This window comes from Cognatishimia sp. SS12, from assembly GCF_028369055.1.
GTDB lineage: Bacteria > Pseudomonadota > Alphaproteobacteria > Rhodobacterales > Rhodobacteraceae > Cognatishimia.
This window is the reverse complement of the sequence record NZ_JAQNCZ010000004.1, coordinates 37,300-59,034: the sequence shown is the minus strand read 5'-3', so window position 1 is coordinate 59,034 and position 21,735 is coordinate 37,300. Positions and strand designations below refer to the sequence as shown.

20 protein-coding genes are annotated in these 21,735 nt (G+C 59.7%); 11 read left to right on the top strand and 9 right to left on the bottom strand.

Annotation, left to right across the window (positions count from 1 at the left end; all coding sequences use genetic code 11):
* Window positions 1-74 precede the first annotated feature (74 nt).
* Genes N6L24_RS09680 through ccmI form a run of 3 tightly spaced genes read right to left on the bottom strand, consistent with a single transcriptional unit; the run spans window position 75 to window position 2,014 of the window.
* Window positions 75-314 carry a DUF1289 domain-containing protein gene (locus N6L24_RS09680; protein ID WP_271844480.1) on the bottom strand — a complete coding sequence of 80 codons (240 nt, stop codon included), beginning with the start codon at window positions 312-314 and terminating at the stop codon, window positions 75-77.
* A 12-nt stretch (window positions 315-326) separates the two neighbouring features.
* Window positions 327-803, bottom strand: a complete 477-nt coding sequence (gene ruvX, locus N6L24_RS09675) for a Holliday junction resolvase RuvX (protein WP_271844479.1) — start codon at window positions 801-803, stop codon at window positions 327-329.
* Complete coding sequence (gene ccmI, locus N6L24_RS09670; protein ID WP_271844478.1) at window positions 800-2,014, bottom strand: c-type cytochrome biogenesis protein CcmI; 1,215 nt, start codon at window positions 2,012-2,014, stop codon at window positions 800-802. Before ccmI ends, ruvX begins: the two co-directional genes overlap by 4 nt.
* A 224-nt stretch (window positions 2,015-2,238) precedes the next feature.
* On the opposite strand from ccmI, the gene N6L24_RS09665 reads away from it, so the two are divergent.
* Complete coding sequence (locus N6L24_RS09665; protein ID WP_271844477.1) at window positions 2,239-2,838, top strand: superoxide dismutase; 600 nt, start codon at window positions 2,239-2,241, stop codon at window positions 2,836-2,838.
* 61 nt (window positions 2,839-2,899) lie between these two features.
* Here N6L24_RS09665 and N6L24_RS09660 read toward each other — a convergent pair whose 3' ends face one another.
* Window positions 2,900-3,073, bottom strand: a complete 174-nt coding sequence (locus N6L24_RS09660) for a hypothetical protein (protein WP_271844476.1) — start codon at window positions 3,071-3,073, stop codon at window positions 2,900-2,902.
* A gap of 129 nt (window positions 3,074-3,202) precedes the next feature.
* On the opposite strand from N6L24_RS09660, the gene N6L24_RS09655 reads away from it, so the two are divergent.
* A complete protein-coding gene (locus tag N6L24_RS09655; RefSeq protein ID WP_271844475.1) occupies window positions 3,203-4,417 on the top strand; it encodes a LuxR C-terminal-related transcriptional regulator in 1,215 nt (404 codons plus the stop codon).
* 6 nt (window positions 4,418-4,423) lie between these two features.
* Here N6L24_RS09655 and N6L24_RS09650 read toward each other — a convergent pair whose 3' ends face one another.
* Window positions 4,424-4,972: a TIGR00730 family Rossman fold protein gene (locus tag N6L24_RS09650; RefSeq protein ID WP_271844474.1), complete on the bottom strand. Its 549-nt coding sequence runs from the start codon at window positions 4,970-4,972 to the stop codon at window positions 4,424-4,426.
* Between the two features lie 99 nt (window positions 4,973-5,071).
* Between N6L24_RS09650 and N6L24_RS09645 the strand changes: the two genes are divergently transcribed.
* Together N6L24_RS09645 and N6L24_RS09640 are read left to right on the top strand one after the other, a co-directional pair.
* Window positions 5,072-6,583, top strand: coding sequence for a LysM peptidoglycan-binding domain-containing protein (locus tag N6L24_RS09645; RefSeq protein WP_271844473.1), 1,512 nt, complete (start codon window positions 5,072-5,074; stop codon window positions 6,581-6,583).
* Between the two features lie 111 nt (window positions 6,584-6,694).
* Window positions 6,695-8,518, top strand: a complete 1,824-nt coding sequence (locus N6L24_RS09640) for an ABCB family ABC transporter ATP-binding protein/permease (protein WP_271844472.1) — start codon at window positions 6,695-6,697, stop codon at window positions 8,516-8,518.
* Here the strand turns inward: N6L24_RS09640 and N6L24_RS09635 are convergent.
* Genes N6L24_RS09635 through N6L24_RS09625 form a run of 3 tightly spaced genes read right to left on the bottom strand, consistent with a single transcriptional unit; the run spans window position 8,488 to window position 13,920 of the window.
* Window positions 8,488-8,949 carry a DUF4440 domain-containing protein gene (locus N6L24_RS09635; RefSeq protein ID WP_271844471.1) on the bottom strand — a complete coding sequence of 154 codons (462 nt, stop codon included), beginning with the start codon at window positions 8,947-8,949 and terminating at the stop codon, window positions 8,488-8,490. The two genes, N6L24_RS09640 and N6L24_RS09635, sit on opposite strands and share 31 nt — an antisense overlap.
* A gap of 10 nt (window positions 8,950-8,959) precedes the next feature.
* Complete coding sequence (locus N6L24_RS09630; RefSeq protein WP_271844470.1) at window positions 8,960-12,670, bottom strand: efflux RND transporter permease subunit; 3,711 nt, start codon at window positions 12,668-12,670, stop codon at window positions 8,960-8,962.
* Entirely contained in the window at window positions 12,667-13,920 is a 1,254-nt protein-coding gene (locus tag N6L24_RS09625; RefSeq protein WP_271844469.1) for an efflux RND transporter periplasmic adaptor subunit, read from the bottom strand. The genes N6L24_RS09630 and N6L24_RS09625 overlap by 4 nt, the downstream gene beginning before the upstream one ends.
* Window positions 13,921-14,125: 205 nt before the next feature.
* Here N6L24_RS09625 and N6L24_RS09620 point away from each other — a divergent pair, with 205 nt between their 5' ends.
* The 7 genes from N6L24_RS09620 to N6L24_RS09590 all read left to right on the top strand — a co-directional run bounded on the left by N6L24_RS09620 (window position 14,126) and on the right by N6L24_RS09590 (window position 20,249).
* Window positions 14,126-14,806, top strand: coding sequence for a hypothetical protein (locus N6L24_RS09620; RefSeq protein WP_271844468.1), 681 nt, complete (start codon window positions 14,126-14,128; stop codon window positions 14,804-14,806).
* Window positions 14,807-14,831: 25 nt separating this feature from the next.
* A complete protein-coding gene (locus tag N6L24_RS09615; protein ID WP_271844467.1) occupies window positions 14,832-16,136 on the top strand; it encodes a PQQ-like beta-propeller repeat protein in 1,305 nt (434 codons plus the stop codon).
* A gap of 47 nt (window positions 16,137-16,183) precedes the next feature.
* Window positions 16,184-17,653 (top strand): ribosome biogenesis GTPase Der, encoded by a 1,470-nt coding sequence (gene der, locus N6L24_RS09610; protein WP_271844466.1) that lies wholly within the window; start codon window positions 16,184-16,186, stop codon window positions 17,651-17,653.
* Between the two features lie 334 nt (window positions 17,654-17,987).
* Window positions 17,988-18,230, top strand: coding sequence for an EF-hand domain-containing protein (locus N6L24_RS09605; protein ID WP_271844465.1), 243 nt, complete (start codon window positions 17,988-17,990; stop codon window positions 18,228-18,230).
* 147 nt (window positions 18,231-18,377) lie between these two features.
* Complete coding sequence (locus tag N6L24_RS09600; RefSeq protein ID WP_271844464.1) at window positions 18,378-19,436, top strand: fatty acid desaturase; 1,059 nt, start codon at window positions 18,378-18,380, stop codon at window positions 19,434-19,436.
* A 79-nt stretch (window positions 19,437-19,515) separates the two neighbouring features.
* The gene (locus tag N6L24_RS09595) at window positions 19,516-19,821 is read left to right on the top strand and encodes a type II toxin-antitoxin system MqsR family toxin (RefSeq protein ID WP_271844463.1); all 306 of its coding nucleotides are present in this window, start codon (window positions 19,516-19,518) and stop codon (window positions 19,819-19,821) included.
* Window positions 19,818-20,249: a type II toxin-antitoxin system MqsA family antitoxin gene (locus tag N6L24_RS09590; protein ID WP_271844462.1), complete on the top strand. Its 432-nt coding sequence runs from the start codon at window positions 19,818-19,820 to the stop codon at window positions 20,247-20,249. The genes N6L24_RS09595 and N6L24_RS09590 overlap by 4 nt, the downstream gene beginning before the upstream one ends.
* A gap of 125 nt (window positions 20,250-20,374) precedes the next feature.
* Here N6L24_RS09590 and serS read toward each other — a convergent pair whose 3' ends face one another.
* Window positions 20,375-21,667 (bottom strand): serine--tRNA ligase, encoded by a 1,293-nt coding sequence (gene serS, locus N6L24_RS09585; protein ID WP_271844461.1) that lies wholly within the window; start codon window positions 21,665-21,667, stop codon window positions 20,375-20,377.
* Between the last annotated feature and the right edge of the window lie 68 nt (window positions 21,668-21,735).

Here is a 21,735-nt window from a genome sequence, read left to right as displayed (position 1 = left end):
TGCGTAGATAAGCGAAAGTCAAAAAAACGGCGCATCACGGATGCGCCGTTTTTTTTGTGTCGAGCGATAAAACTTCAGTCGCGCTGCCGTGCCTTGCGCCCGCCGCGGCGTTTTTTCAGCAGCGCCGCGCGCTCTGGCAGATCTTGCATGATGTCTTTACGCGCCTTGGGGGCCATCTGCGACCATTCAGCGATTTCATCCAGCGTGCGATAGCAGCCCGTGCAGATGCCCGCCGCGCGGTGGATCACGCAGATATTGATGCAGGGCGAGTCGATTTCATCGCGCTGCCAGATCGGGTCATTCTCTTTGCTCATGTGACCTCCGCTCTAGCTGCGCAGATGCGCCAGCCGGTCGAGCACCCCTTGCAGAATGTACCCGGCCGCGACGTGGTCGATCACCTCAGCGCGGCGTTTGCGCGAAGTATCCGCCTCAAGCAGGGCGCGTTCGGCGGCGACGGTGGACAGGCGTTCATCCCAGAAGAGGATCGGCAGCGAGGTCAGCGCCGTGAGGTTGCGCGCAAAGGCGCGGGTGGATTGCGCGCGCGGCCCTTCGCTGCCATCCATGTTCAGCGGCAGGCCCAGAATGATGCCACCGATGTCGCGGCCCTTGGCAATTTCCAGCAGGCGCGCCGCGTCCACGCCAAATTTCTTGCGCTTGACGGTTTCAAGCGGTGTCGCCACGGTTTGCAGCCCGTCAGAGACCGCCACGCCAATGGTCTTGGTGCCCAGATCCAGCCCCATCAGCGCGCGCATGCGGGGCAGGGCCTCAGGGGCATCCGTGATATTTTCGATGATTTGCGTCATTGCTCGTGTCCTGCGCGCGCTGCGGCTTCGCTTAGAATGGCAAGCGCATCGGCGTTGCCTGCAAATGTGTCCTGCGCTTCTTGCCAGATGGCGCGGCTGTCCTCAGAACGGCCCTGCACCGCCAGCGCGACGATCAGCTGCGCCCATTCGGCGGGGCTGCCGCCCTCAGAGGCGAGCCGTTCTGACAGACCGGCAACCATGGCGTTGATCATCTGGGCGCGGCTTTCCGCATCGAGGCTTTCGGCAGCGGCCACATCTTCGGCGCTGGGGCCACGCGGGTCCGGGGCAGTGTAGTTGACACCCGCAATCCAGGCCAGATCATCAATGCGTGCCCGAATGGGTGCGATCCAGGGGGCCGCTTCGGGGCCGCGCTCCAGCAGGGCGCTCCAGATGCGGAAGGTCAGATCGGGGCGGCCGGTCTGGGTCAGCATCAGGCCGGTGTAATAGCGGGCAAATCCGTTCTCTGGGTCACGCTCCAGCGCGGCGCGCAGCGCCTGATCCGCCTCAGGCGAGACATAGCCACCGGCTGCGCGCACCATCAGGTCCGCGAGCTGCACGTAATCGGCGCTGCTGGCCGCGGTGCCCCGCAGCGCGATCACCCGCTCTTGCGCCTGATAGGCGGCTTTGAAATTGCCAAGGCTGCCTTCGTTGCGCGCCAGCAGCCGGTGCCCTTCCAGATCATCCGGGCGGGCGGCGACTTTGCGGCGCAGCTCCTCCATCAGCGTCAGAAATTCCGGGTCGACCTCGGCAGGGACAGGGGCGGGCTGGGCCGCTTCGGCCTCGGCCTGAGGGGGGCGATTTTCCAGACGTTCTGCCGCATCGGCGATGCGGGTTTGCAGCGGCATATCCGGGTAGTCCGCCGCGCCGATCATGGCATAGGTCACAGCCGCGCCGCCGGTCATGAACAGCACGCAGGCCACGGCGGCCCATGTGCTGATCCTTGGGGCCTTGCCGTCTGGATCCGCTTCGCTGCGCAATTGGGCGTCTGCGCCAAGGATGCGGCGGGAAATCTCGGTCTTAAGGCGCGCTGCGTCCTCTGCGCGGATCACACCACGTTTCAGGTCGCGCTCCACCTCGCTCAGCTGATCTTTGTAAACCTTCAGGTCATAGGCCGCCGGGGCCAGATCGCCGCTGCGCCCGCGCAACAGGGTGATGGCCAGCAGGGTGCTGATGATCGCAGCCAAACCCAAAGAGATGATCCAGAACAGCATCTTGGTAATCCTTAAACTCCCCTTCATGTAAACCCTGTGCCGCCCGCAAGAAAGGGCCAAACAGGTGATCGGCGCAACCTGTCGCATGCGCAGGTGCCATTTTCCGAGAAAAACACTCGAAAACTTCGCTTTCCCCGGGTTTCTTGGGCTTAGCCCTTGACCTTGGGGCGCAAAAACTCACATCTGTGACCCAGAGACCGCACGAACCAACTGAGGAGGCCATCATGGCTTTTGAACTTCCCGATCTTCCCTATGCACATGACGCTCTGGCTGCGCACGGCATGTCCGCAGAGACGCTGGAATACCATCACGACCTGCACCACAAGGCCTATGTCGACAACGGCAATAAGCTGATCGCCGGCACCGAGTGGGATGGCAAATCGCTGGAAGAGATCATCGTTGGCACCTATGACAAGGGTGCGGTCGCCCAAAACGGCATTTTCAACAATATTTCGCAGCTGTGGAACCACAACCAGTTCTGGGAAATGATGGGCCCGAACAACGGCGCAATGCCGAGTGAGCTGGAAAAAGCGATTGTTGAGAGCTTTGGCTCTGTCGAGAAATTCAAAGATGACTTTGCTGCCGCTGGCGCAGGTCAGTTCGGCTCCGGCTGGGCCTGGCTGGTCAAAGACACCGATGGTGGCCTGAAGGTGACCAAAACCGAAAACGGCGTGAACCCGCTGTGCTTTGGTCAGACCGCGCTGCTGGGCTGTGATGTTTGGGAACATTCCTATTACATCGATTTCCGCAACAAACGTCCGGCCTATCTCAGCAACTTCCTGGACAACCTGGTCAACTGGGAAAACGTCGCGTCCCGCCTGTAATTTGCGGATCGAAATCTGATGTGAAAACGCCCTCTCAAGCGAGAGGGCGTTTTTTTGTGCATCACATATACCATTGGCCGGGCAGAATGACCGGCAGGCCAAAGTGGCGCGATAAGCGATAGACCAGCCGTGTCCGGGCGGCCTGTAGGGCCAGAATGGGACCTTGGGCGATTGCGGTGCCTGGGGCAGCAAAAGGCGCGTTTGGCGTCTGGGCCATGGCAGTCTTGGCGGTCATCGTGATCTCCCTGATTTGGTTGATCCTGAGTATGTCGAGACCCAAGCCTGCGCGCTTGAGCAAGCTGCCCCATTTTGCTTTGGGTAATTTTGCCCATGAGACATGGCCGCAATTTGTGTAAAATGCCCCATGGCCAAACCAATTTTTTCACCGGAGGAGCTCTCGGAGCTGATCGGGGTTGTTTACGACTCCGCCTTTGAAGACGTGCAATGGAAAGGCCTGCTGACCACCATCCGCAAAATGTTTCCCGGTGTGGGCGCGCTGGCGTGGGGCTATGACGGCGACACGATGTTGCCGGAATATGTCAATGCTGGGCAGACGCCGATTTTCCCATCGCCCTTTGAGTTCAACATGAAGAATGAAATTGGCGAAACCATCGCCGAGGCGGTCAAGCGCACGCCCAACGGCTTTGTGGTGCGCACCAAGAACTATTTTCCTGAGGCGCAGCTGTTGAACGCGCGCTGCTACACGGATTTTCTGCAGCCCATGGGCTTTCGCAATTCCCTGCACCTGAAGGTCGATCACAATGGGGATCGGGGCGCGTTTCTTGGCTTTCCTCTGCCCGCTGACCCGGATCTTGAGGCCGAGCTGCATGATCCGCTGTTTGAAGTGCTCAAACTGTTGTCGCCCCATGCGGTGCGCGCCAGCCAACTCGCGCGGGCCTTGGCGCTGGCCAAACGCGCGACCGAGGCGTTCACCGGGTTTTTTGATGGGATCATTTTGCCCATGCTCGTCACCGATGTGCAGGGCAAATTCCTCTTTGCCAACAAAGCCGGGCGGCAGATCCTTGGCCGCTCTGACCCGTTTCAAGTTGCCCAGAACGGCGCGCTAAAGCTGACAAACGGATATGACACTGCGGATCTCTATCACAAGATTTCGCAAACCAGCCGCGACCTGGTGCAAAGCGGCTTGCGCGTGGACACCAGCGACACGCCGCTGATGTTGGCGATTTCGCCATTTCGCCCGTCGATGCGCGACGCCAGCGCCATTGATCGCCACCTGCTGGATGATGAGCAGATGTTTGCGATTTTTGTCGGCCAATCGGTGCAGGATGCGGTCAACACCGCTTTGCTGGAAGATGTCTTTGATCTCAGCGCGCGGGAGGCGCAGATTTGCAAAGGCTTGCTGACCGGGCAGAATGTGGCGGCGATTGCCGAGGCGTCCGGGCGTTCGCCCAAGACGGTGCGCAATCAGATCCAGATGATCTATGAGAAAGTCGGCGTATCCTCTAACGCCGAACTGCTGGATCGCCTCACGGTGTTCCGCACCGTGGGCACCATGTTTGAAAACAATCCGGAGGCCCAGATGCCCGACGCGATGACCGCGCTCAGCCAGCCGCACTGATGTGCGTCACAGCAGACGGGTCAGGGTCGCAACCGCGCGCTCCACGCTGTCTTCGATGGTGATGAAATCGCGCAGGGAGGCATCCGCAAAGCCCTGTGCAATCACATGATCCAACAGCGCAATCAGCGGGTCCCAGTATCCGGCGATATTCAGCAGTACGATGGGTTTCTCATGCAGGTCCAGCTGCCGCCAGGTCAGCACCTCAAAGAATTCGTCCAGTGACCCGGCCCCGCCCGGCAACATGACCACCGCGTTGCAGTTCATGAACATCAGCTTTTTGCGCTCATGCATGTTTTCCGTGACGATAAACCGGGTGAGGTCGGTCTTGCCAACCTCGCGACGCAGCAGATGTTCAGGGATGACGCCAAACGTATCGCCGCCCGCATCCTGGGTGCCATGGGCCACGGCCCCCATGAGGCCGATGTCGCCCGCGCCATAGACCAGCCGCCACCCGGCAGCGGCGATTTCAGCGCCCAGCGCCGTAGCCGCCGCGTGATATTCTGGTTTCGCCCCGGAACGTGAGCCGCAAAAGACACAGATAGATGCAGTCGACATAGAAAATTCCAAGTTTTTCAAAGCTGTTTTGACCAGTGTTATCCAAGTTGATACGGTCTCTCAACTAAATCGACTGCCAGAATTGGGGAAAGGGCAGCCATGAGCAAAAGCGCAACATTCTTGTCCACGCAAACACTTCTTTTGGGCACTGCCGGCGTTGCCGCCCTGATCGCGGGGCTTTATTTCGGTGGCGTGTTTGACCGCGCAGCGCCGACCGCGCCAGAAGCGATGCCCGCCGCGCAACCCGCTGAAACCGCTGTCGAAAAACCGCAAGAGACGATGGCAGAGACAGCCGCCAAACCCGCAGAGGCCAAACCCGACGCGCCTGCTGTTGCCCCCGAAAGCGCAGAGGCCGAAGCGCCAGCATTGGCCGAACCAGAACCCGCCGAGGCGGCCCCAGAGATGGCAGAGACCGCCCCAGCCCCAGCCCCAGCGCCGCGTTTTGACGTGGTACGTGTTGAGGCTGACGGCACCGCGCTGATTGCGGGCACAGGTCTGGCCGAGGCAGATGTTCGCATTCTTCTGGATGGTGATGTGCTGAGTGAAACACGCGCCGACGGGCGTGGCAATTTCACCAGCTTCGTGTCGATCGCGCCCAGCGATAAAGTGCGCGTTCTGAGCCTGGTTCAAATGCAGGGCGGGAGCGAAGTTGCCTCAGATGAAACCGTGATGATCGCGCCGATTACCCCGGTTGTGGTGGCAGAGGCCGCACCGGCTGCGGACAGCCCCGCGCCCGTTGCCCCAGCGCCCGCGGAAAACACCCCAGACAACAAGGCAGATGACACGGCACCGACGCAACGGGCCGAGACCGCGACAGACGTCGGGCTAGAGGCTGGGACGCAGGCTGAGGCAATTGTAGTTGCGGATGCGCCTGCGCCAGCCGCTGGGGAAACGCAAAGCACGCCAAGCGCCACTGCCCAAACAGCAAGCGCCGAAGGCGAAACAGACATTGCGCAGGCCGCAGAACCACCGGCCCAAGACACTCAACCCGCTGCAGAGACCGAGCAATCGGTGACCACGGATATGCCCACAGAGCCCCCAGCGGCAGCCGAGGCAAGCCCGGCACAAGCCCCGGCGGTCATCGTGACCAGCAAAGAGGGCGTGCGGGTTTTGCAGGCCCCGCAGGCCGCTGCTGCAGAGGCCGCGCCCGCCAGTGAAATTGCGCTCGATAGCATCAGCTATTCCGATGTGGGCAGCGTGGATCTTGCCGGGCGCGCCGGAAGCGGCGGCTTTGTGCGGCTTTATCTGGACAACGCGGCAACCGGCGAAGTGCAGATCGCCGAGGACAACAGCTGGGCGTTGGCCCTCAACGACGTGGCCGCGGGGATCTATACGCTGCGGCTTGATCATGTTGATGCGGCGGGCGCAGTGATTTCGCGGCTGGAAACGCCGTTCAAACGCGAGGCGGTGGACGAATTGGCTCCGGTGGCAGATGCGCTGGAGACAGAGCAGGTGGTTGTCACGGTTGTGGCGGGCAACACGCTTTGGGCCTTTGCTGAGAAATACTATGGCGACGGCATTCAATACGTGAAGGTCTTTGAAGCCAACAAAGATCGCATCCGCGACCCGGATCTGATTTATCCGGGCCAGATTTTCAACGTTCCACGCTAAGGCGCGCGCCGCAAAATTTACCATTGGGGTTTTCATTGCTGCGCAAGCGCTTAGGTTACTGAGCAACGTGCGCGAGCGGCGTGCGCCCCCAAATCAAAGAGGCGAGCATCCATGCAGAAATGGCGGACCGCATCCCCCGAAGAGCTTGAGCGCGCCAAGAACCGTTCTGGCTGGGACATTTTGCGCAGTGTTGCGCCATATCTTTGGCCGCAAGAGCACCCCTGGGTAAAACGTCGGGTGGTGCTGGCGATGCTGGCGCTGATCCTGTCCAAGGCCATCGCGGTCTATGTGCCGCAGATCTACAAGATGGCGGTGGATACGCTGGCCGAAGAAGGGACTTCGGTCCTGATGCTGGGTGCCGTGGGGCTGACAGTGGCTTATGGCATGGGGCGGCTGATGACGGTTCTGTTTCAGAACCTCAGGGATGCGATCTTCGCCAAGGTCGGGCAGCGGGCGCTGCGCCGCCTCGCATTGGAAACCTTTACCCATATTCACAACCTGTCGATGCGCTATCACATCACGCGCAAGACCGGTGGCCTCAGCCGCATTATCGAGCGGGGCGTCAAAGGCGTTGAGTTCCTGCTCCGGTTTATGCTGTTTTCCATTGGGCCGCTGATCCTTGAATTGCTGCTGATTGCCGCCATTCTCTATTTCACGCTCGATGTCTGGTATCTCGTGGTGATCATTGTCACCATTGCCGCCTATGTGACCTTTACCTTCAAGGTGACCGAATGGCGGGTGAAACTGCGGCGGGTGATGAATGACCAGGACACCGACGCCAATCAAAAGGCGATCGACAGCCTGCTGAACTTTGAAACCGTCAAATATTTTGGCGCAGAGACGCGCGAGGCTGCGCGTTATGACAGCTCCATGAAGGGTTATGAGGCGGCGGCGCTGAAAACGGCCTATTCGCTCGCTGGGCTGAATGTCGGGCAATCGTTCCTGATCACCGCCGGGTTGGTGGTTGTCATGGTGATGGCGGCCATGGGGGTTGAAAACGGCTCTTTGACCGTAGGCGATTTTGTCATGGTCAACGCCTATATGATCCAGATCACAATGCCGCTGAACTTTCTGGGCACTGTTTATCGCGAAATTCGCCAGAGCCTTGTCGACATGGGCGAAATGTTTGATCTGCTGGGGCAGCCGGCCGAGATTTCAGATGCGCCGGATGCCAAGCCGCTGAAGGTGGATGGCGGGCGCATTGAACTTGATAATGTCGAGTTCGGCTATGACGAGGCGCGTCCGATCCTGAAAGGTGTGTCCCTGACGGTTGGGGCCGGCCAGAACGTGGCGATTGTTGGGGCTTCTGGTTCTGGCAAATCCACGATCGGGCGGCTGCTGTTTCGGTTTTATGATGTCAGCGGCGGTGGTCTGCGGATCGACGGGCAGGATGTGCGCGACGTGACGCAGCAGAGCCTGCATGACGCCATCGGTGTGGTGCCGCAGGACACTGTGCTCTTCAACGATACCATCCGTTACAACATCGCCTATGGCCGCGATGATGCCACCGAAGAGGATGTGATCGCCGCAGCCAAAGCTGCGCAGATCCACGATTTTGTCATGTCGCTGCCCGAGGGCTATGAAACGGCGGTCGGCGAACGGGGGCTGAAACTCTCTGGCGGCGAAAAGCAGCGCGTTGGCATCGCCCGCACGCTGCTGAAAGACCCGCCATTGTTGCTGCTGGATGAGGCCACAAGCGCGCTTGATACTGAGACCGAGCAATCCATTAAAGATGCCTTGGCGCAAGCTGGCGAAGGGCGCACGGTGATCACCATCGCGCACCGTCTATCGACCATTGCCGAAGCAGACCGGATTGTCGTGCTGGAAGAGGGCCGGATTGTCGAAGAGGGCACTCATGCCGCCCTATTGGCCAAGGAAGGGCGCTATGCCCAGCTTTGGCACCGTCAGTTGAGCGAGGACGGCGTTGCCGCCTGAGCGGCGACGCATGCATCATCGCCCCAGGTCAGGGCAAATCCTTTGGTGCTGAGGCGCGCGATTTTCCAGCGCTCGTTTTGACGTCGCATGATATAGGACATGGTCCAGCGCGGGCCTTCGGTGCCATTGTTCAACGTCGCCTCAACGCGGGTGATCACCAGTGCCTCATCCGCGCCGGTCAGATGCACAAATTCGACAAAGCGATCAATATGCGCGATGCGGCTTGACGCAAACAGGCGGGTCACTGCCGCCATTTCGGTGGTCAGTTCCTGCGCCGTGAACATATGGCGTTTTCCCTGTGGTGTCGCCAACTCGCAGGGGAACCGCCAGAAATCGGCCACCACGGCCGGGTCAAACGCCGACAGGGCGTCATGGTAGGTCCCCATGAACGCCCTGATCTCTTTTTCCGTAATGGCTGCCAATGCTGTCACATCTGCCCCCTTACTCTGCGGCCTTAATGTCAGGCTCCGCGTTGGGGACCGAGGTTACGCGATGACCATCGGTTTCCCAAAGGATTTCTGGTGCCTTGATCTTTTTCGCCGCCTTGCGCAGCGCCCAGTCCTGTGCCGCGCGGCTGCCGCGGCCCCTAGAGAGGCGCGCAAACAGGCGGATCAACCAGCTGACATAGGTCCAGGTCCAGACCCGCAGCGCCAGCATCGATGGGGTAAAGACCAGCGTCAGCACCGTGGCAATGCCCAGACCAAAGACCACCGCAGTGGCCAGCTGTTTCCACCACAAGGCGGTTGGGCTGTCGATGGAATAGCCGCCGCCAACGAAATCAAGGCTGAGGCCAAACATCATCGGTGCAAGACCCGCCATCGTGGTGATCGTGGTCAACAGAACCGGACGCAGGCGGTCCTGCGCGGTGCGCACAATCGCCTCAATCCGGGGCATGAACTGGCTGTATTCCTGATAGGTGTCGATCAGAACAATGTTGTTGTTCACAACAATCCCGGCCAGCGCCACAATGCCGGTGCCGGTCATGATGATCGAAAACGCCTGATCCATCACCAGCATCCCGATCAATACGCCAGTGGTTGACAGGACCACCGCCAGCAGCACCAGCACAGAGTTGTAAAAGCTGTTGAACTGCGCCAGCAGGATGATGAACATCAGCCCCAGCGCGCCCAGGAACGCATTGGCAAGGAAGGCTTGGCTTTCTGCTTCGTCCTCCTGATCGCCGGTCCATTCCCATTCAATACCGGCCGGGAAGGGATCGGTTTCCTCAATCCAATTGGTGATCGTCTCGATCTGGACTGCGGGGGTCAGTGGCACGCCGGTAAAGCCGCGCGCCTCATAATCCTCTTTCAGGGCCGCATCATCTGACCATGCCTCAGCGGACACAAGCTCAACCGCGCCGGTGTCTGCGTTGCGCAGCAGAACCTGTCCCGCCATCACACCCGCTTTGACATCAAAGATGCGCGTCTGGTCCACACGGTTGATTTCGGCCAATTTCGGCACAGGTTTGCGGGTGATAAAATTGGACAGCGGCACCAGCCCATCCTGGGTGCGCACCTTTAGGGTGTCGAGGGTGGACAAGACGCGATCCTGCTCGGGCAGGCGGACGCGGATGTCGATCTCTTCGCTGTTGCCCTGCGGCGTGTAAGTGTCCAGCAGGATGCCACGTGTGACCAATTGCACCATCGCGCCCACGGTGGCCACATCGGCACCGTAACGCCCGGCTTTCTGCACATCCACGTCGATCTGCCAGTCAATGCCGGGCAGGGGGCGGGTGTCTTCGATCAGCTCCAGCCCCGGGGTTGCGTCAAACCTGTCGCGCGCGATGTCGATCGCTGTCAGCAGGTTTTCCCAGTTGTCGCCCTTGACCCGCAGATGCACGGGTTTGGCCGATGCAGGCCCACGGTCAGCCGCTAGGATTTCGATCCGCGCGCCCGGGATTTTTTCCAGCTCGGCGCTCAATTCATCAATGATCAGATCGCCATCAAAATCAGCGGCCTTGATCGCGCGATTGATGGTGATGCCGGTCAGCGGAATGGTGAACCAGGGTTCTCGCGCGTCCGGGCGGTCCTCCCATGGGATGGTTTCAAACTGCACCTGCCCGATGGTATCCTTGGGGGGCTGCGCGCCGCCGGTGTTGTTGTTGAGCCCGCCTTCGCCCGCAAAGCCAAAGGCGGTTTTCACGCCCGGGTGCGCCAGCACGATGTCTTCGGCCTGGCGTACAATCGCATCGCGTTGCTCAAGCGACAGGTTGCCGCGCGCAAGCACATAGACGATGGCCTGTTCCGGCTCGGATTCCACAAAGAATTCAACGCCTTTGTTGTTGGCCCCAAAGTAGGAAAAGACCGACATGACTACAGCCACGACCACACCGATCGACACCAGGGGCATGATCGGGTTGCCGGCAATCATCTTGATGAACCAGCCAAACGGCGACAGTTTGCGGCCCACACGAATGCGGCGCTCGCGGCGTTCATACATCACCGCATCCACGGTGATCGAGGCGGCAAAAGTCCCCAGCATGAAGATCACGAACCCAACCACAAAGGGGCCAAGGCCGCCGTCGGCACCTGCGCTGCCCAGCAAAAACTGCGGGTTCAGCACTTGCATGACGCCCAGATAAATGATGATGAGCGAAGGCGGCACCAACGCGGCCCGCACAATCCATCCGGTGCGCTTGCGCAGCGCGACAGAGGCATTGTGGAACGTGCGGCTCAGCCGCCCGGACACACCGCCCATGACCGGCAGATAGATCAGAGCCACGACCAGCGAGGCCGACAGAACAAAGATCAACGTGACCGGCAACATGCCCATGAATTGTCCCGGCACACCCGGCCAGAACAGCATCGGCAGGAAGGCACAAAGCGTGGTCGCGGTGGAGGACACCACCGGCCAGAACATGCGCTTGGCGGCCTCGACATAGGCGTGCATCGGGCCAACGCCCTGCGCAATGCGCTTGTCTGCGTATTCAACGACGACAATCGCCCCATCCACCAGCATGCCCACGGCCAGGATCAGACCAAACATGACAATGTTGGAAATGGTGATTTCCATCAGCGCAAGCAGCGCAAAACACAAAAGGAAAGACGTCGGGATCGCAAACCCGACCAGCAGCGCCGCGCGGGTGCCAAGGGCGGCCAGCACCACGATCATCACCAGCGCAATGGCTGTCAAAACCGAGCCTTCCAACTGGCTCACCATCGAGCCAACAATGCGGCTTTGGTCATTTGACGTGCCAACCTCGACAGCGGCTTTAAGCCCCTGCGGCCAATCGGCGGCGGCCTCTTCCACGGTCTGGCGCACCAGCTCTGCCGTATCGATCAGGTTGAAGCCCTTGCGCTTGACGACCTGCAAGGCAATCGTATTGACGCCATTGAACCGGGCCGTGCCCTCGCGGTCCTCAAAGGTCAGGTTGATTTCCGCCAGATCGCCCAGCGTCACCACCCGGTCGCCATTGGTTTTCACCGGCAGGGTGTAGACATCCAGCGCTTCGTCAAAGCTCGACGGGATCTTGACGGCAAATTTACCCTGGGCGGTTTCGATTTCACCGGCAGCAATCAGTTGGTTGTTATTGCGCACAACATTGATCAACTCGCCTGCGGTCACATTATAGCTTTCCAGCCGCAGCGGGTCGATCAGCACTTCGAGCATTTCATCGCGCTTGCCCGCGATCCCGGCTTCAAGCACCGCATCCAGAGATTCAAGCCGATCTTGCAGCGCATCGGCCACTTTGGACATGGTGCGTTCTGGCACCTGTCCGGTGAGGTTCACGATGATGATCGGGAATTCTGAAAAGTTGATTTCGTTGATCGAATATTTGTCAAACCCGGCCGGGAACTGGCTTTCTGCCGTGCTCATGGAATCGCGCACGTCGGCCATGATCTTGGTCTTGTCCCAGCCAAATTCAAATTCCAGCGCCACACCGGCATAACCTTCGGCAGCAGTCGAGGACATTTTCTTTAGACCGTCCAGATCCGCCAGCTCGGTTTCCATTGGCTTAACAAGCAGCGTTTCGGAGTCAGCCGCAGAAATGCCGGGGAAGGGCACCGATACAAACAGCGCCGGGATTTCAATGTCCGGCTCACCCTCTTTCGGGAGGTTCCAATAGGCAAAGCCGCCAACGGCCAATGACAGAACAATAAAGGCCAGCACCATGCGGGCGCGGGCGGCTGCCCAATCTACGACGCCAATCATTCGTTATGCTCCTGATAGCTCGCTTCCACCTGCACGCCAGACACGACGTACTCCTGACCGATGACAATCACATCTGCTTTGTCGGGCAAGCCCGTCACCCAGATGCCATCCACCGTGTCGCGCAGCACGACCACTTCGACGAATTCGGCTTGCGATGTGTCGCTCACGACGCGCACGCCAATGCGCCCTTCGTTGTTCAAGGTCAGCGCCGACTGCGGCACCAGATGCGCGGATTTGCCTTCGGCAGCGATCAGGATTTCAGCTGTTTGACCATCGCGAATGCGCAGATCCGGGTTTGGCACGTCCACTTCTACGCGGAAGGTGCGAGTGGCCGGGTCTGCCGCGCGCGAGATAAAGCTGACGGTGCCTCGTACCTCTTCGCCACTGGCCAGCCGGGCCCCGGCGAGCGCGCCGAGTTCCACCTGGTTCACTTCGGTTTCTGGCACAAAGCCCACGAGTTTGATCGGGTTGAGTTCGATGATGGTGGCACAATGCGCGCCGCTTGGCCCCTGCGCTTGCAACAGCGCGCCAAATTCGGCGGTGTCGGTCTCAAGCAGCCCCGCGAAAGGCGCGCGCACCGTCAGGCGGTCAATTTCCTTTTGCGCAGAGGCCACGCGGGCCTCGGCAGACTGAATGGCGGCGTGCGCGCTTTCCAGACCAGAGGTGGCCGATGCCACCGCGGCTTCGGCGGCGCGCACGTTGGCCTGAGCAGAGGCAACGCGGGTGTCAGAGGCGAACCCGCCTTGCGACAGTTTTGAGGCCGCGTTGTCGTTGATCATCGCTTCTTCAAGGCGGGCCTTGGCCTCTTCCAGACGGGCCTGCGCTGCGGGGACGCCAGCGCGCGCTTCGGCCAGACGCGCCTGCGCTTCGTTTAGGCTGGAGCCGCGGGTGCCGGGATCAATCTCACAGAGGATCTGGTCTTTCTGAACAAAGGTGCCTTTGCGCAGTGGGGTGGACACAACCAGCCCCGAGGTTTCCGCCATGACATCAATCTGGCGCTCTGCCTCGGTTTCGCCGCGCACGATAACCGCGCTGTCAATGGTGCGCGCCTCAGAGCGCAGCGCGACAACACGCACCAGCTCTTTGCTTGCGCCATCGCCTTCATCATTTCCTGGGGCGGCACCGGCCGTTTCGCTTTGCGCTGCGGTGTCATCTGTCGACGCCAAAGCCAGAAGCGTGTCCCGCTCAATAATAAACAGATACATGAATGCCGAAACCAGTACGGCGATAACCAGCGGAATGATACGCATCGGGATGACCCTAGTTTTGTTTCTTTTACCTACGCAGATAGCGGCTCAGATCACGTTTACAATGGTTCCGCGAAAAATTCTGAACCGTCCGGTTTAGTTTAGTTTTATAAACTAGTTTATTCAAGGGCGCTTGCTGGGCACTTGGTGCTCTTGGCAGTCGGAGGGCTTCGCGCTATGACTGGCGCAAATTACGAGGGATTGGGCCGTGAGCGACACCGACAGTTTTATTGATGAAGTGACCGAAGAGGTCCGCCGCGACAAGATGTTCGGCTATATGAAGAAATATGGTTGGATTGCGGTTGTTGCTGTGGTCGGCATTGTTGGCGCGGCCAGCTATGGAGAATACCAGAAGTCGCGGGACACGGCGGCGGCGCGGGCCTCGGGGGATGCGCTGCTGAATGCGCTGGCTGAGGATGATCCTGCGAATCGCGTGACCGCATTGCAGGATGCGACGCTTGAGGCCCCGCAGGCCCATGTGATCCGTCAATATCTGCTGAGCGCGCAGCAAGCGGCCGAAGGCGATGCTGAAGCAGCGGCGGCCGCGCTTGATGCTTTTCTGGCCAATTCCGGCGACAGCGCACAGATCTATCGTGATATTGCAGAGCTGAAGGCCCTTACGCTGGGCGCAGAAACCATGGACGTGGATCTGCGTCGCAGCCGTCTGGAGGCCATGGCGCAGCCGGGGCAACCTTTGGCGCTATTGGCGTCGGAACAACTGGCCCTGATCGAAATTGAGGCGGGCGAAACAGAGGCTGCGTTGACACGGCTTCAGGCGATCATATTGGATGCCGAGGTGACTGCAGGCTTGCGTCAGCGCGCGTCTCAGTTGATGGTGGCCTTGGGCGGCGAACCTGAAACCGCGCCGCAACTCAGCGTGACTCAATAAGCGCATAAAAACCGGAGGGCAGGGCGTGGCAGCACAGAACTGGATATTGGCGGCAGCAGTGGCTGGCCTGCTTGCGGGCTGCGCGGAGCGCGAAGTGATCCTGACCGGCGACCGCGAAGAACTGCGGGGGCAAGCACCGCAGATCGAATTGCCTTCGGAAACCCGCGCCATTCGGTTGGCAGCGCAGAGCAGCAATGCCGATTGGACCCATCGCATTGGCACGCCGCGCTATCGTACCGCGCATCCTGCGCTGTCCAGTGCGCCCACGTTGGCCTGGAGCGCGTCGATTGGCGAAGGTGACAAGCGCCGCCAACGCATTTCCACAGATCCCGTGGTGGCTGATGGCCGGATCTTTACCGTCGATAGCACCGCGATTCTGACCGCGACCTCAACGTCGGGCGCACGGCTTTGGTCGCTGGATATGACCCCTGAGGGGGATCGCGCGACCGATGCGTCTGGCGGCGGTCTGGCGGTCGCGGGCGGCAAGCTCTTTGTGTCCAACGGCTTTGGCCGCCTTTTGGCAGTGAACCCCGCCACCGGCGACATCCTGTGGGAACAGCGCCTTGGCGCGACTGGCAACAGCACCCCGACCGTTTATGGCGACCTTGTCTATCTTGTGTCCGGCGATGATCTGGGCTGGGCGCTGGATGTGAACACCGGGCGCATTGAATGGCAATTGTCCTCAACCCCAGATGTGAACAACCTTCAGGTGCCCTCGGCCCCTGCGGTTTCTGAGAAATTTGTTGTCTTTGCCTTTGGATCAGGCGAAGTGCAGACCGCCTTCCGCAAAGGTGGGCTGCGGTTCTGGGATGCGGGCATCCAAGGCGAACGATTGGGCCGGGCGCTGTCCACCATCAGCGATATTTCCGGTGATCCGGTGATCGTCGGTGATACGGTATTTGTCGCCAATCATTCCGGCCGCCTTGTCGCGCTGGATCTGAATACGGGCGAACGCAAATGGACGCTGGAAGAGGGCGCACTGAGCCCGGTCTGGCCTGCGGGCGATTCCGTCTTTCTGGTGAATGAGCAAAATCAACTGGTGCGGGTCGACGCCAATAGCGGCACCCGCATTTGGGCCAAGACCTTGCCTGATTTCACCAAGGATCGTCCGCGCCGTCAGGTGCGCCGCTATGCACATTTCGGGCCGATCATGGCCGGGGGACAGTTGATCGTCGCCTCCTCTGACGGGGTAATGCGCAGCTTTGATCCTACTTCGGGGGATCTGCTGCGGACCACGGAAATCCCGGGTGGCGCGACCTCGAACCCTGTGGTGGCCGGGCGCACGCTCTACGTGGTCAATAAAAAAGGCGATTTGCTCGCTTTCCGTTAAGCAAAAACTCCTGTATGGCGACGCCTTCGGAGTCTCTGGAGAGAAAGATGAGTTTCACACTCGCAATCGTGGGGCGCCCCAATGTGGGCAAATCCACCCTGTTCAACCGGTTGGTTGGCAAGAAACTGGCCCTTGTGGATGACCAGCCCGGTGTCACGCGCGATCTGCGCGAGGGCGACGCGCGGCTTGGGGATATTCGCTTTACGGTGATTGATACCGCCGGGCTAGAGGAAGCCACCGATGACTCCCTGCAAGGGCGCATGCGCCGCCTGACGGAACGCGCCGTCGATATGGCGGATGTGTGCCTTTTCATGATCGACGCTCGCGCCGGTGTAACCCCCACGGACGAAGTTTTTGCTGATATCCTGCGCAAGCGCTCTGCCCATGTGATCCTCGCCGCCAACAAAGGCGAAGGCAGCGCGGCAGATGCCGGCGTGATTGAAGCGTTTTCCCTGGGGCTTGGCGAACCCATTCGTTTGTCCGCCGAACATGGCGAGGGGCTGAATGATCTTTACGGGCAGCTTTTGCCCATTGAAGAAAAATTTGCAAAACAGACCGCGGCCCATGCTCCGGAAACCGATGTCTCGGTGGACGAAGACATTGAGGAGGGCGATGAGGCCATCCCGATGCCCACCGTCGAAAAGCCGCTGCAAATTGCTGTGGTGGGCCGCCCGAATGCGGGCAAATCCACTTTGATCAACCAGATCCTCGGTGAAGACAAAATGCTGACCGGCCCAGAGGCCGGGATCACCCGCGATGCGATTTCTTCGCGCACCGAATGGAACGGCACCCCGATGCGGATCTTTGACACCGCCGGGATGCGCAAAAAAGCCAAAGTGCAGGAAAAGCTGGAAAAGCTGTCCGTGTCCGATGGCCTGCGCGCGGTGAAATTTGCCGAAGTCGTGGTGGTCTTGCTGGATGCGGCCATTCCGTTTGAGCAACAGGACCTGCGCATCGCAGATCTGGCGGAACGCGAAGGGCGCGCCGTGGTGGTTGCGGTGAACAAATGGGACATCGAGGATGAAAAGCAGGAAAAGCTGCGCAATCTGAAAGAAGCGTTTACGCGCCTCTTGCCGCAATTGCGCGGCGCGCCTCTGATCACCGTGTCCGCAAAAACAGGGCGCGGCATGGACCGTTTGCATGACGCGATCATGCGGGCCTATGAAATCTGGAACCGCCGCGTGCCCACAGCCCAGCTGAACCGCTGGCTGATCGGCATGCTGGAGCAGCACCCGCCGCCCGCGCCGCAGGGCAAACGCATCAAACTGCGTTATATGACCCAGGCGAAATCGCGACCACCGGGGTTTGTTGTGATGTGTTCGCATCCGGACAAGCTGCCGGAAAGCTATTCGCGGTATCTGGTGAACGGGCTGCGCGAAGATTTCGACATGCCGGGCACACCGATCCGGCTGTTTATGCGCGGGCAGGGGGATCAAAACCCCTATAAAGGCACGCGCAAGAAAAACGCCGGCGCGCTGAAAAAGCACCTGACCCCGCGCGCGCAACGCAGCAAATAGCGCCGCGCTACAGATTTTGATCAGAATCGCCCCGCCTTGTGCGGGGCTTTTTCTTGCCGATTGACCCGGATTTGATGCGCGGGGAATGGATCATCTGTGGCGTGTATTTGGCCTCGGCCTTTTCCCGCCAAAATCATGCGCGGCATTCTGCGTGACGGTGTCAACTGACGCAGCCAAACGCGGAAATCAGCGCAAAATTTGCGCGGGTTATCGCCCGGTCTAAGCGCAGCTTTGCCGTGAGTTTATTATTTATTTTCAGATGGTTGTGGCGCGATTTTGTATGCGGGAATGTCATGGCACGGCGTTAGGCCGCATATCAACAAGGAGATACACCATGAAGAATTTCGCAGCCCTTTCTATCGCATTTTTCACCGCAGCCACCGCCCCGGCGCTGGCAGATGTGATGGTCGAAGACACCGATGGCAATGGCAGCTTCAGCCTTGAGGAACTGCAGGTGGCCTACCCGGCGCTCACCGAAGAGATCTTTGCTGAAATCGACACCAACGAAGATGGCACCATTTCCGCCGAAGAGCTGACCGCCGCCGCGGATGCGGATCTTTTGCCCAAGGAGTCGTAACCCCAAGCCCCACCAAACGTGTACCGTTTGCCAACTTGCGCCCCGTCATCCGTGTCGGGGCGTCTTTTTGCCGGGGCCGGGCGTTTGCTCATCTGCTGTTAACTTTGTTTTGGTCAGTCTGCCCTCAGCTTGATGTTGGGGGACAAGATGTCGGTACTGAAAGAAACACTGCCTTTTCGCACAATTGACAATCGTCGCGCCGCGGGAGAGCTGGCGCTCACGCTTTGTGCCTATGCCACCGCGCTACTGCTCGCGCTGTTCTGGCGTGGGCCGGGATGGATGGTCGGCCTGCCGGCTGCCTGCGCGGGTATTGCGGCTGTGCGGTTATATATGCTGCAGCACGATTGCATGCACCGCAGTTTCTGTCAGCCCCGCTGGCTGAATGATGTGATTGGCGTGGCGCTCTCGCCGCTGACGCTGACGCCGTTTTACGCCGGGCGCTACAACCACGGCCAGCATCACAGCCATGTCGGCGATCTGGACCAGCGCGATACTTTTGAGATCAACGTGCTGACCGTCGCGGAATATCGCGCGCGCGGGCCATGGGCGCGGCTGGCCTATCGGCTTTATCGCAGCCCTGTCGTGCTGGTTGCTATCGGGCCTATTTTGGTCTTTGGCCTGATCAACCGCTGCCCCCGCAACACGTTCAAAGCCGGGCTGTGGCGCGACGTGCTGCTGCATAATGCGCTGCTGGGGGGCTATCTTGCCGCGATCTATCTGCTTGCGGGCAGCGCCGGGCTATGGACGCTGCTGCTGGCCAATTACATTGGCGTGTCGCTTGGCGCGGTCATCCCCTATGTGGAGCATAACTTTGAAACCGTGGAATGGGGCCGCAAGCCTGAACTCAGCTTTGAGGATGCGGCGCTAAAGGGGTCGGCCGTGCTGGATTTCGGCGCGCTGTTCCACTTTGTCACCGCCAATATCGGCTATCACGATCTGCATCACCTCAACCCGCAGGTCCCCAGCTATCACCTCAAGGCCTGCCATGAGGCATTGGAAGCACGCGGCCATTTGAACTCCCGCAAGGTGGGCTGGCGCGCCGCACTACAGAGCTTTCGCTGGAAGCTTTGGGACGAAGAGGCGCAGCGCATGGTGACATTTGCAGCAGCGCATCCCCGCATGTCGTGGCCGCAAGCCGAATTGGGTTTCGCCCAAGAAAATTATCTTGCTCAACTGGGTTCCCACCGGAAGGGACAAAATAATTAGCGATTATTGACGGTTGGGTGCGATGCCAACTTGCACACTTCGATCTTCTTTAATTGAAATTACACCATAATGGTGCTATATGGCAGATAAACGAAGGCCAACATATGATCTCACGTCCATTCAGAGGTCGGCAGCAAGGATGACGATGACACGCGCAGCGCTTTCCGGTGCGGCGGACATGGGGATGACGCGCCAGGAAATGGAGGACGTCATTTGTGCATTGACGCGAAAGGATTTTTATAAGTCCACAACGAGCTTTCATGATCACAGAGTTTGGATGGATGTCTATTATGGGCGGACGGAAGACCACGAAATATACATCAAGTTTGTGCAGGATGCCGTGACGGAGTTCAGTTGCACGTCGTTCAAGGAGAATGACCCATGACCAACAAGGCTGAAATCAGGAGACACCCGGAAACAGGTGCCGAACTGGCGCGTGGCGTTCGGCCTGTGCGGTTGGCCTTCAAGTCACAGTCGATGGTTGTCGACATGCCTGGTTGGTATTCTAAAGACGACGCCAGCGGCGAGAGCGGCCTTTTTGACAAGAAAGATATGCTGGTATCAGACCGCGCGATAAATTTGATGAAAGCCAAAGAGCTGGGGCTGCTTTTGCCTGAGCAAATCAAGAAGGTCCGTCTGGCCCTTGGTCTTTCGCAGCGGGAGGCCGGGCGCTTGATTGGCGGCGGCCCCAATGCATTCCAAAAATATGAGAGCGGCGATGTATTGCTGAGCAAGTCAGCAGACACGGCGTTGCGCTTGCTGGCTGTTGATCCAAGAAGACTTCAAGAAATCCGGGATTGCGACGCGGCGTGACGAGCCACCATTTCGCTTTTGCTCCCGACGTTGCCCAAGACCTCGGCCATCCGCACTCCGGCGGCGCATAAAAAAATGGCCCCCGAAGGCGGGAGCCATTTGACAAAACTTGTCCGCGAGCGGGTTTAGCTTAGGCTGCCGTCTGCGTTCAGCGTGGTTTTGCCGCCCATATAGGGGGCTAGGGCCTCGGGCAGTTTGACCGACCCATCCGCTTGCTGGCCGTTTTCCAGCACCGCAATCAGGCAACGCCCAACGGCGAGGCCCGAGCCATTCAGCGTATGCACAAACTCTGGCTTGCCGCCCGCTTCGGGTTTGAACCGCGCATTCATGCGGCGCGCCTGAAAATCGCCGGTGGTCGAAACCGAGCTGATTTCGCGATAGGCGTTCTGGCCCGGCAACCAGGCTTCGATGTCAAAGGTGCGGCGCGCGCCAAAGCCCATGTCGCCTGTGCAGAGTACGACGGTGCGATAGGGGATATTCAACGCTTCCAGAATGCCTTCGGCGCAGCGCAGCATGCGCTTTTGCTCTTCGTCCGATTTGTCCGGGTGGGTCACGGCCACCATTTCGACTTTTTCAAATTGGTGCTGACGCAACATGCCCGAGGTGTCGCGCCCGGCAGAGCCCGCTTCGGAGCGGAAGCAGAGCGAATGCGCGGTGTAGCGGCGCGGCAGGTAGGATTCGTCGATGGTGTGACCGGCAACAATATAAGTCAGCGGCACTTCGGAAGTGGGGATCAGCCACATGCCTTCGCTGGTCTGATAGCTGTCTTCGCCGAATTTCGGCAACTTATCGGTGCCATACATTGCCTCATCACGCACCAGAACGGGTGGGTTCACCTCGGTCATGCCGTTGTCAGTGGTGTGGGTGTCCAGCATGAATTGCGCCAGGGCGCGATGAATGCGCGCCACAGCCCCAGACAGCAGCACAAAGCGGCTGCCAGAAATCTTGGCGGCGGTCTCAAAATCCATCGAGGCTGCAACAGATGCCAGCTCGTAATGCTCTTTGGGTTCAAAGTCGAAGCTCGGCACATCGCCCCAACGGTGGATTTCCACATTGTCCGCCTCATCCGCGCCATCTGGCACATCTTCGGCGGGCAAGTTGGGAATGCGTGCCAAAAGATCGGTCAGCTTGGCGTCCAGCTCTTTGGCTTCGGCCTGCATGGCGGCAACTTCGTTTTTCTTTTCGCCCACCAGCGCGCGCAGTCGCTCAAATTCCGCGTCATCGCCGCGCGCCTTGGCGGCCCCGACATCTTTGGCCGCTTTTTTCTGGTCCGACTGCGCCTGCTCTGCGGCGGTGATCTTGGCGCGGCGCTCGGCGTCCAGCTTGAGCAGCGCATCGGACAGAGGGGCATCCCCACGGCGGGAGAGAGCGGCATCAAATGCGGCTGGGTTCTCGCGGATGGCACGAATGTCATGCATGGGATTTCGTCCTCTGGAAGTGATTCATCTTTGTTCTGCTTATGGCGCATTTGTTGGGCTGTGGTAAA